We start from the raw sequence: 8,619 nt of genomic DNA on the forward strand, positions 1-8,619 counted from the left end.
GGGTGGGACGGGCTGGGGAGGCGGGGGCGGCTCTTCGGCCGGGCACGTCGGGACCGGGCACGTCGGGACCGGGCACGTCGGGACCGGGCACGTCGGGACCGGGCACGTCGGGGCCGGGCACGCCAGAACCGGGTACGCCAGGACCGGGTACACCCGCCGCGTACGGTCTGCGGATCGTGGCCACCGCTCGGCAGCCGCTGGGGGTGGGGGCGGAGCGGGTTGTCGAGGTGCGGGGGCCGTGGCCGGATGGTGCGGTCGCTTTCGTGCCATACGGTCCAGCCGCTTCCTCCGGCCCACCCCACACCTCCGGCCCTCTCTCCGCCACCGACCACCTAGTGTGGGCGCGGCTTTCCGTGCTCCCCGGGGACTTCGACGGCTGGCTGGCGGGGTGTGTCGGCAGTAGCAGTGACGTTTCTGCGCAGGAGGTGGAGGCGTCTCTCGAACACCTGCTACGAGCGTCCGTCCTCGTTCGCGTACGGGCCGACACCGCGGCCACGGCTGACACCGCGGCCACGGCTGACGCCACGGACACGACTCACGTCACCGACACGATCGGCGCCACGGACACGACTGACGCGCCAACCACCACATTCGGGAGCGCATACGGGAGCGCATGCGGGACCACATCCGGGTCCGCCCCCGCCCCTCCACCCACCCCACCCCGCTACCGCCTCCCCACCGCCACCCGCGCCATCGGCTTGGCGCGCGTGCGGGCTGCCGGGGAGGAAGCCGTAGCGCTGCGCGCATTCCGGATGGCTTGTGCCGCGCTCGCCGCCGAGGCCCAGGTCGCCTGGCAGGGCCCCGACCGGCGGATCGCCGTGCAGCTGGTGGAGAGCGAGCGGCACAATCTGCGGGCTGCGCTGACCCGGCCCCCGCTGGACACCGCCGACGCCCTCACCGCCCTGGACACCGCGGTCTCGCTCTGGTTCCGGTGGGCTGTCTGCGGCCGGCGCAGGGAGGGTCGCGTCCACCTCGGCCGTCTGTTGCGGCACTGCGGCGACGACACCGCCGTACGGGCTCGCGCCTTGTGGCTGGCGGGCTGGCTCGCCGCGCAGGACCGTGCCCACCGCACCGCCGAGTCGCTGCTCGACCGGGCCGCGCACGCGGCCGCCCGGCACGCCGACGCGGACACACTCGCCCGCGTCGCGCACGCCCGCGGCGTCCTGGCTCTGTGCCGCGCGGACACCGGCACCGCCGTGGCCTGGCTGCGCCGGGCCGCGGAGCACGCGTATCAGGACACCTGGTACGGCCCCGGGCCCGCGTACAGCCAGGTCCTGCTGGCCATCGCGCTGGCGGCCTCCGGAGCGGCGGGCACCCCCGTACCCGTACCTGTACCCGGCCCCGTACCTGTATCTGTACCCGGACCTGTACCTGGCCCTTGGGGCATGGCCGCAGCCGTACCCCTCAACCTCACCCCCGCCCCGGCCGTCCCCCTCGCCCCACAAAACGAAACCCGCAGCGGTCCCCTCCCGGGGCCCCGCTGCGGGCGCGGTCTCAGCTGACGGATCGCCGTCGCGTCACTCCGCCATCGCGTCCACCGGCTTGGCGGCCGCGGCCTCGCGCTGGGCCGCCGCCTTCGCCGCCTTCCGCTTCATCACGACGAACGAGCCGATGCCGAACAGCACCGCGGCCACCAGCCCCACCCAGGAGAACTTGCTGAGCCAGGCCTCCGCGGCCTTGCCGACGTAGTAGATCAGCGCGGTCGTGCCACCGGCCCAGATGATGCCGCCGAGCACATTGGCGATGAGGAATTTCCAGTACGGCATTTTCAGCACGCCCGAGAGCGGCCCGGCGAAGATGCGCAGCAGGGCGATGAAACGGCCGAAGAAGACGGCCCACATGCCCCACTTCTCGAACTTCTCCTCGGCCATCGCGACCTGGTCGGGCCCGAAGTGCTTCGGGAACTTCCGCCCGGCCCAGTTGACCAGCGGCTGTCCGCCCTTGCGGCCGATCAGATAGCCGATGGAATCCCCGATGATCGCGCCGGCGGACGCGCAGGCGCCCAGCACCAGCGGATTGATGTGGTCCTGTGTCGCGGCCAGAAGTGCCGAACTGACCAGGACGATCTCACCGGGCAGCGGAATGCCGAGGCTCTCCAGGCCGATGACCAACCCCACGATGAGGTACACGCTCACGGCCGGAATCGTCTCCAGCCACTCCATCTGCAAGGCCGCTTCCTCCAACTAGGTGTCGGGCCCCCGCGGGCCACTGCCCGGCGTCGGCGACGCCGTCGAAGACCGGAATACCCCCCGGGCGCCCGCGTACCGCGGCGCGCCCGGGCAGCCTACTCGATCTCCTTCGGCCGCCCCGCTGCCCAGGCGTCAGGGGTCCGGCCCGCCGCACAGCACGCGACGGGCCGGTGAGCACCTCGGCGGCGGGCCACTGCCCGGACCACATTTCCGTACCGCCGTACGAGACGCGACCCGGCGGCGTGGAGTTGCCTGCGGTCCGCGGGAATTTGCGCGGCGGGCGCTCGGATCCCGGGCCTCGGCTCCCGGGCTCCGCATCTTCGATGCCGGAAAGGTGCGCGACGGGCTACTGACCCTCCGACGCCGCGCCTCGCCCTACTTCGTCTTCGCGGGGTCGTTCGGACGCAGCGTCCACACGATGGTCATCTCACCGGTGACCGCGCCGTCCTCCCTGGTGATAGCGACGTTCACCGGGAATTCCGGCCGCTCGCCGGCGTCCAGCTCGGCGATGATGTCGGCAGCCGGGCGGCCGAGTTCGGCGGTGGCGGTGACCGGCCCCATGGCGAGCTTCTTGTAGCCGATCTCGGCCCGTACGGCGAGCGGCACGGCCCGCGAGAGCTGGTCGCCGAAGGCCGCGAGCACGATCGCGCCGCTGGCCGACTCGGCGAGGGTGAACATCGCGCCGGCGTGCGGGCCGCCGACGTGGTTGTGGTAGTCGGCCTGGTCGGGCAGCCGGACCACGGCCCGCTCGGCGGTGGTCTCGGTGAATTCGAGGTTGAGCGTACGGGCCATCGGCACGGTGGCCGCCATCATTGCGCCGATCGACGGCTTGGTCTCGGAGGACATGACGGCATGTTACCTACGAGTAGCTTGCCGGGGAAGCCCCGCCCGGCGTTCCGCCCCGGGGACCGCGACGCTTATTGTGGTGGCCCATGTGGCCAGGTCAGCAGCCGCCGGGAGGCGAGCAGAACCCGTATCCCGAGCGGCAGCCCCTCCAGGGGCGAAGGCCGGTGCGGCCGTGCTGAGCACCGGCCGCGCGGACGGCCGCGACGGCATACGCCGCCCCCGCCGCCGCCCGGCCTGGGCCGGACGCAACTACACCCTGCTGACCACCGCCGCCGTGGTCGCCAACCTCGGCAGCGCCGGCTCGCTGATCGCGGCGGCGTTCGCGGTGCTCGGCACCGGCGGCTCGGCCACCGACGTCGGTCTTGTCGCCACGGCCCGTACGGTGCCGCTCGTCGTCTTCCTCCTGATAGGCGGCGCGGTCGCCGACCGGCTGCCGCGCCACCGCGTGATGGTCGCCGCGAACGCCCTCAACTGCGTCTCGCAGGGCATCTTCGCCCTTCTCGTCCTGACCGGGGAAGCGCGGCTCTGGCAGATGGCGGTGCTGGCCGCGCTCGGCGGCACCGGGCAGGCGTTCTTCGCCCCGGCCTCCGAGGGGATGGTCCTCTCCAGCGTCTCCGGGGAGCACTCCGGCCGGGCCTTCGCCTTCTTCCGTATGAGCATGAACGGCGCGAACATCGGCGGCGCCGCGCTCGGCGGCGCGCTGGTCGCCGCCGTCGGACCCGGCTGGGTCCTGGCCGTCGACGCCGTGGCCTTCGCCGTCGCGGGCGCCCTGCGCGCCTTCCTCGACGTCGGCCACATCCCCGAGCGCGCCCCCGGCGCCGGTCTTCTGCGGGACCTGCGCGACGGCTGGCGCGAGGTGGTCTCCCGGCCCTGGCTGTGGGCCGTGATCGGACAGTTCGCGGTCGTCAACGCCGTCGTGGTGGCGGCCGAGGCGGTGTACGGGCCGATGGTCGCCGAGGAACACCTGGGCGGCCCCCGGCCGTGGGGCCTCGCGCTGGCCGCCTTCGGCGCGGGCACGGTAGGCGGCGCGCTGCTCATGATGCGCGTCAAGCCGCGCCGCATCCTGCTCACCGGCATCCTGTGCGTCTTCCCGCTCGCCCTCCCGTCGGCCGCGCTCGCCGTTCCGGTGTCGGTCCCCGTCCTTCTCGTGGTGATGTTCGGCACCGGCATCGCGCTGGAGGTGTTCGGCGTGCTGTGGATGGTGGCGCTGCACCAGGAGATACCGGAGGAGAAATTCTCCCGGGTCTCGTCGTACGACTGGTTCGGCTCGCTGGCGATCACTCCGGTGGCCACCGCGCTGGCCGGTCCCGTACAGGACCTCATCGGGCGGACCGCCGCGCTGTGGGGCTGCTCCGCGCTGATCGCGCTGCTGACGGCGGCCGCGCTGTGCGTACCGGACGTCCGCCGGCTGGCGCGCCGGCCCGACGGTGGGCCGGCACGGCGAAGCGCACCGGACACGGCCCCGGACCCGGCCGTGGACCCGGTTGTGGACCCGGATCCGGACCCGGCCGTGGCCCCGGCCACCGGGGCCTCCGCCTCAGCCGATGCTGAAGGCCCCGTCGGGCGGTCGGGGTGACGGTACGGCCTGGTCGTCGTGCACCGGTACGGCGTCACCGATCAGCCGCCGGAGCGCGGCGCCGTGCTCGACCCGCGCGGGGAACACGTCGGCCGCGGTGCGCCGAGCCAACTGCATGAGCGGCAGTTCGGCACGGGACGCGGCCATCACGATGTTGCCGAAGCGGCGGCCGCGCAGCACCGCGGGTTCGGCGATCACACACAGGTGGTCGAAAAGGGTGGCGAAGTTGGCGAGCTGGGCCCGCAGGAAGTCGAAGGGCGCGCTGTCGGCGAGGTTGGCCGCGTAGACCCCGTACGGCCGCAGGACGCGGGCAGCAGCACGCGCGTACTCGACCGAGGCGAGGTGCGCGGGCACCCGCGAGCCGCCGAAGACATCCGCCACGATCACGTCCGCACTCCGCTCCGGCGCCGCTTCCAGCGCCGCACGGGCGTCCTCGGCCCGCACCGCGATGCCGCTGTCCGGGGGCAGCGGCAGGTGCTCGGCGACCAGGGCGAGCAGCCCGCGGTCGGCCTCGACGACGTCCTGGCGGGAGCCCGGACGGGTCGCGGCGAGATAGCGCGGCAGGGTCAGCGCCCCGCCTCCCAGATGCAGCACGTCGAGCGGCTCGGTGGGGGCGGCGGCCGCGTCAAGGAGGGCCGCGAGCCGGCGCGCGTACTCGAATTCCAGCTCGGTCGGCGCATCGAGATCGACATACGACTGCGGAGCGCCGTCCACGGTCAGCAGCCAGGCGCGCGCACGGTCCACGTCCGGCATCAGCTTCGCGGTGCCGCAGTCCACGGGGCGGGTTATGGGGATGGGGTCGGGATCAGGGTCCGGGCCGGGCGCCTTTTCCGAGCCCGAGTCTGTGCCCGTGCCCGTACCCGTGCCCCGCACTTCAGGGACCCGTCCGGACGACTCCACCAGCGACTTCGGCGCCCCCGGCAAGATGGCGTCGGGCGCCGCCCCGGCTGCTCCGTGCTCGGCCCGTGTGTCCCGTATCCGCCCGGCTGCTTCGTCCACCGTCCTATTGTGCCGGTACGAGGGTGCGCTCCGACCCCCGTCGAACCGGCCGCGTACCGCCCGTACGGCTCCCTCCGCCTCCCCGCTTCACTCCTCCCACACCGCCCGGACTTCCTTGGCGTGCGCCGCGGCCTGACGGCGGCCCGCGCGGGCCGCGGCGGCGCGTTTGGCCGGGTCCAGAACGTTGCGGCCGAAGGCGGCGCGGGCCGTGCGGTCGGGCACGATGACGCTGACGCGCGCACCGCGCCGCGCCAGGGCCGCCCCCTGCGACCGCGCGGTGGCGATGGGTCCGCCGCCGGCCGCCACCGGGGCCAGGACGACCACCCGGCCGTACCCGGCGGCGAGGTCCGCGTTGGCGCTGGAGTGCACGCCCCCGTCGATCCACCGCTTACCGCCGATGCTCACCGGCGGCCACACTCCGGGGACCGCGCAGCTCGCGCTCACCGCGTCCACCAGGCCGGCGCCGCTCGTGTCGTCGAAGGCCGTCCGCCGCCCGGTCACCGCGTCCACCGCTGTGATCATCAGCCGCCGCGCGGGCCAGTCGTGACAGACAAGGCGCCGTGCGATGGCGTCGCGCCGACTGGGCCCGGACGCGGCGCGGGCGGTCATGGCGAGGCGTCCCATCCGCACGCCGAAGTCCACGGCATCGCGCGAACGCAGCGCCAGGTACGCGAAGCGGGCCAGCTCCCACGTGCCCATGCGCGCAGCGGTCTCCCCCGTGACCGGGACCAGCTGACGCGCGTACAGCTCCTCCGGCGTCAGACGGCCGGACGTGAGCTGGGCGCCCACGATGGAACCCGCCGAGGTCCCGATGACGACATCAGCCGTACCAATATCGACACCGGCCTCGACGAGACCGGCGAGCATGCCGATCTCCCATCCGATGCCCGTGTATCCTCCGCCGCCCAGCACCAGCGCCGTCCCGGTCATCGCGGTCCCCTTTCGGTGCGGCTCAGGTAGGTACGGATCAGTTCGGTACAGACCAGTTCGGTGCGGCTCAGTTCGGTACGGATAAGTCTGGTACGGATCAGTTCGGTACAGGACACTTCCGTACGTCCGCCCGGGCCGACGGCCTGATACAGCAACCTCTACGGCAGTGTGGCAGCCCGTTCCGTTCCCGAACCGGCACCGGCACCGGCACCGGGTCCCGGACCGGCAATCGGACCGGGATCGGGACCGGGACCGGGACCGGGACCGGGACATGCACGGGGCCGAAGCGGGCGCCGTCCTCCCCCCCCGCTCCGGCCCCATGCCTGAATCCGACCGCTCCGCTCCGGCTACACCGCGGCCACCGTGCGGACCGTCCCCGCCCCGACCGTCCTGCCGCCCTCACGGATGGCGAAGCCGAGGCCGGGCTCCAGCGGGACGTCGCGGCCCAGCTCGACGGTCATCGTCACCGTCTCGCCGGGCCGGGCGACCGCGCGCTCGCCGAGGTCGATGTCGCCGACCACGTCCGCCGTACGGATGTAGAACTGCGGGCGGTACCCGGTGGAGAGCGGCGTGCGACGGCCGCCCTCCTCGGTGGACAACACGTACACCTCGGCGGTGAAGCGCCGCCGCGGCGTCACGCTGTCCGGTGCCGCGACCACGTGCCCCCTGCGCACCTGCTCCCGGTGCAGGCCGCGCAGCAGCAACGCGACGTTGTCCCCGGCCTGGGCCGACTCCATCGGTTTCCCGAAGGTCTCCACGCCGGTCACGGTCGTCTCCGCGCCGGCGCCGAGCACCGCGACCCGGTCGCCGACGCGCACCGTGCCGCGCTCGACGGCCCCGGTGACGACCGTGCCGCGCCCGGTGATGGTCAGCACGTTCTCCACCGGTAGCAGGAACGGCGCGTCGAGGTAGCGCTCGGGCGTCGGTACGTAGGTGTCCACCGCGTCGAGCAGCGCCTCGATGGCCTGGCTCCAGCGCGGGTCGCCCTCCAGGGCGCGCAGCCCGGAGACCCGTACGACGGGTACGTGGTCCCCGTCGTAACCGTGCGCCGTCAGCAGCTCGCGGACCTCCAGCTCCACCAGGTCGGTCAGCTCGGGGTCGCCCGCGTCGGCCTTGTTGAGCGCGACGACGACGTGCCGGACGCCGACCTGCTTGGCGAGCAGGACGTGCTCGGCGGTCTGCGGCATGATCCCGTCGAGCGCGGAGACGACGAGGATCGCGCCGTCGAGCTGGGCCGCGCCGGTGACCATGTTCTTGATGAAGTCGGCGTGGCCCGGCATGTCGACGTGGGCGTAGTGCCGGGTGTCGGTCTCGTACTCGACGTGCGAGATGTTGATGGTGATGCCGCGCGCGGCCTCCTCCGGGGCCCGGTCGATCCGGTCGAAGGGCACGAAGGTGCCGCTGCCGCGCTCGCTGAGCACCTTGGTGATCGCAGCGGTCAGGGTGGTCTTGCCGTGGTCGACGTGGCCCATGGTGCCGATGTTCAGGTGGGGCTTGGTACGCACGTATGCCGTCTTGGGCATGGCTGTGATTCCTCGCGGAAAAGCGGTGAATACGGCGGTGTCATGGACCGCCGTGGGAACCCCTCGATCCCACCGACCCTCCCCCTGCGGGGTTCGCCGGTCGATCCGGAGAGGGTCAGCTTCGCGCGCCGTCGGCCGCGGGGACGGCCGTGCCGGCCGCGGCTGCGGCGGGGACGGCGGCGTCTGCCGCGACGGTGTCCGTGGTGGTGGCGGCGCCGGGGAACTGCACGGCGTCGGCGTCGGCCTTGAGGGCCGTGATGAGCGCCGCGATCGAGTCGACGGCAGCCTTCGGCGCGTCCGCGACTGCGGACGTGAGCGCGAGGTAGGGCTGCCGGAACATGCGGTAAGGATCTCGCGCGGGAGTGGTCGGCGTCGAACGATTTATTTACGAGGGTGGGTCGGGCCGGTTAAGGCACGGGGCGGGTGCGCCGGGTGCGGAAGCGGCCGCCGCATCGGGGAGGGCAACCATCGCACGGGGACAGCCACCGCACGGGGGGCGCATCGAATCGGCCCCCTGCCCCGTAAGCCTCACCTGTCCTCTGTCCCCCCGTCCCCC

General features: G+C 73.3%; 8 protein-coding genes. 2 read left to right on the forward strand and 6 right to left on the reverse strand.

All coding sequences use genetic code 11. The annotated features are described in order from the left end of the window. Nucleotides 1-707: 707 nt before the first annotated feature. Complete coding sequence (locus IH45_RS1000000149140; RefSeq protein ID WP_158813468.1) at nucleotides 708-1,502, forward strand: hypothetical protein; 795 nt, start codon at nucleotides 708-710, stop codon at nucleotides 1,500-1,502. A 15-nt stretch (nucleotides 1,503-1,517) separates the two neighbouring features. On the opposite strand, the gene IH45_RS0141605 is transcribed toward IH45_RS1000000149140, so the two are convergent. Next, nucleotides 1,518-2,162 (reverse strand): DedA family protein, encoded by a 645-nt coding sequence (locus IH45_RS0141605; protein WP_030681950.1) that lies wholly within the window; start codon nucleotides 2,160-2,162, stop codon nucleotides 1,518-1,520. Between the two features lie 402 nt (nucleotides 2,163-2,564). Beyond that, entirely contained in the window at nucleotides 2,565-3,035 is a 471-nt protein-coding gene (locus IH45_RS0141610) for a DUF4442 domain-containing protein (protein ID WP_030681954.1), read from the reverse strand. A gap of 172 nt (nucleotides 3,036-3,207) precedes the next feature. On the opposite strand from IH45_RS0141610, the gene IH45_RS0141615 reads away from it, so the two are divergent. Continuing rightward, nucleotides 3,208-4,611 (forward strand): MFS transporter, encoded by a 1,404-nt coding sequence (locus IH45_RS0141615; protein WP_030681957.1) that lies wholly within the window; start codon nucleotides 3,208-3,210, stop codon nucleotides 4,609-4,611. On the opposite strand, the gene IH45_RS0141620 is transcribed toward IH45_RS0141615, so the two are convergent. The 4 genes from IH45_RS0141620 to IH45_RS0141640 form a co-directional block, all read right to left on the reverse strand. Further along, complete coding sequence (locus IH45_RS0141620; RefSeq protein ID WP_234440887.1) at nucleotides 4,573-5,364, reverse strand: spermidine synthase; 792 nt, start codon at nucleotides 5,362-5,364, stop codon at nucleotides 4,573-4,575. The two genes, IH45_RS0141615 and IH45_RS0141620, sit on opposite strands and share 39 nt — an antisense overlap. A 333-nt stretch (nucleotides 5,365-5,697) precedes the next feature. Beyond that, complete coding sequence (locus IH45_RS0141625; RefSeq protein WP_030681964.1) at nucleotides 5,698-6,540, reverse strand: patatin-like phospholipase family protein; 843 nt, start codon at nucleotides 6,538-6,540, stop codon at nucleotides 5,698-5,700. Between the two features lie 347 nt (nucleotides 6,541-6,887). Next, the gene (tuf, locus tag IH45_RS0141635) at nucleotides 6,888-8,063 is read right to left on the reverse strand and encodes an elongation factor Tu (RefSeq protein WP_030681966.1); all 1,176 of its coding nucleotides are present in this window, start codon (nucleotides 8,061-8,063) and stop codon (nucleotides 6,888-6,890) included. 115 nt (nucleotides 8,064-8,178) lie between these two features. After that, nucleotides 8,179-8,403 (reverse strand): hypothetical protein, encoded by a 225-nt coding sequence (locus IH45_RS0141640; protein ID WP_030681969.1) that lies wholly within the window; start codon nucleotides 8,401-8,403, stop codon nucleotides 8,179-8,181. Between the last annotated feature and the right edge of the window lie 216 nt (nucleotides 8,404-8,619).

The sequence above is a fragment of the Streptomyces rimosus subsp. rimosus genome, from assembly GCF_000720725.1.
GTDB classification, from domain to species: Bacteria; Actinomycetota; Actinomycetes; order Streptomycetales; family Streptomycetaceae; genus Streptomyces; species Streptomyces rimosus_A.

Bases quoted from the DNA above. Each gene is read 5' to 3' on its own strand.
- IH45_RS0141620 (WP_234440887.1), bottom strand. From the start codon at position 5,364: ATGCCGGACGTGGACCGTGCGCGCGCCTGGCTGCTGACCGTGGACGGC.
- IH45_RS0141610 (WP_030681954.1), bottom strand. From the start codon at position 3,035: ATGTCCTCCGAGACCAAGCCGTCGATCGGCGCAATGATGGCGGCCACC.
- IH45_RS0141605 (WP_030681950.1), bottom strand. From the start codon at position 2,162: ATGGAGTGGCTGGAGACGATTCCGGCCGTGAGCGTGTACCTCATCGTG.
- tuf (WP_030681966.1), bottom strand. From the start codon at position 8,063: ATGCCCAAGACGGCATACGTGCGTACCAAGCCCCACCTGAACATCGGC.
- IH45_RS0141640 (WP_030681969.1), bottom strand. From the start codon at position 8,403: ATGTTCCGGCAGCCCTACCTCGCGCTCACGTCCGCAGTCGCGGACGCG.
- IH45_RS0141625 (WP_030681964.1), bottom strand. From the start codon at position 6,540: ATGACCGGGACGGCGCTGGTGCTGGGCGGCGGAGGATACACGGGCATC.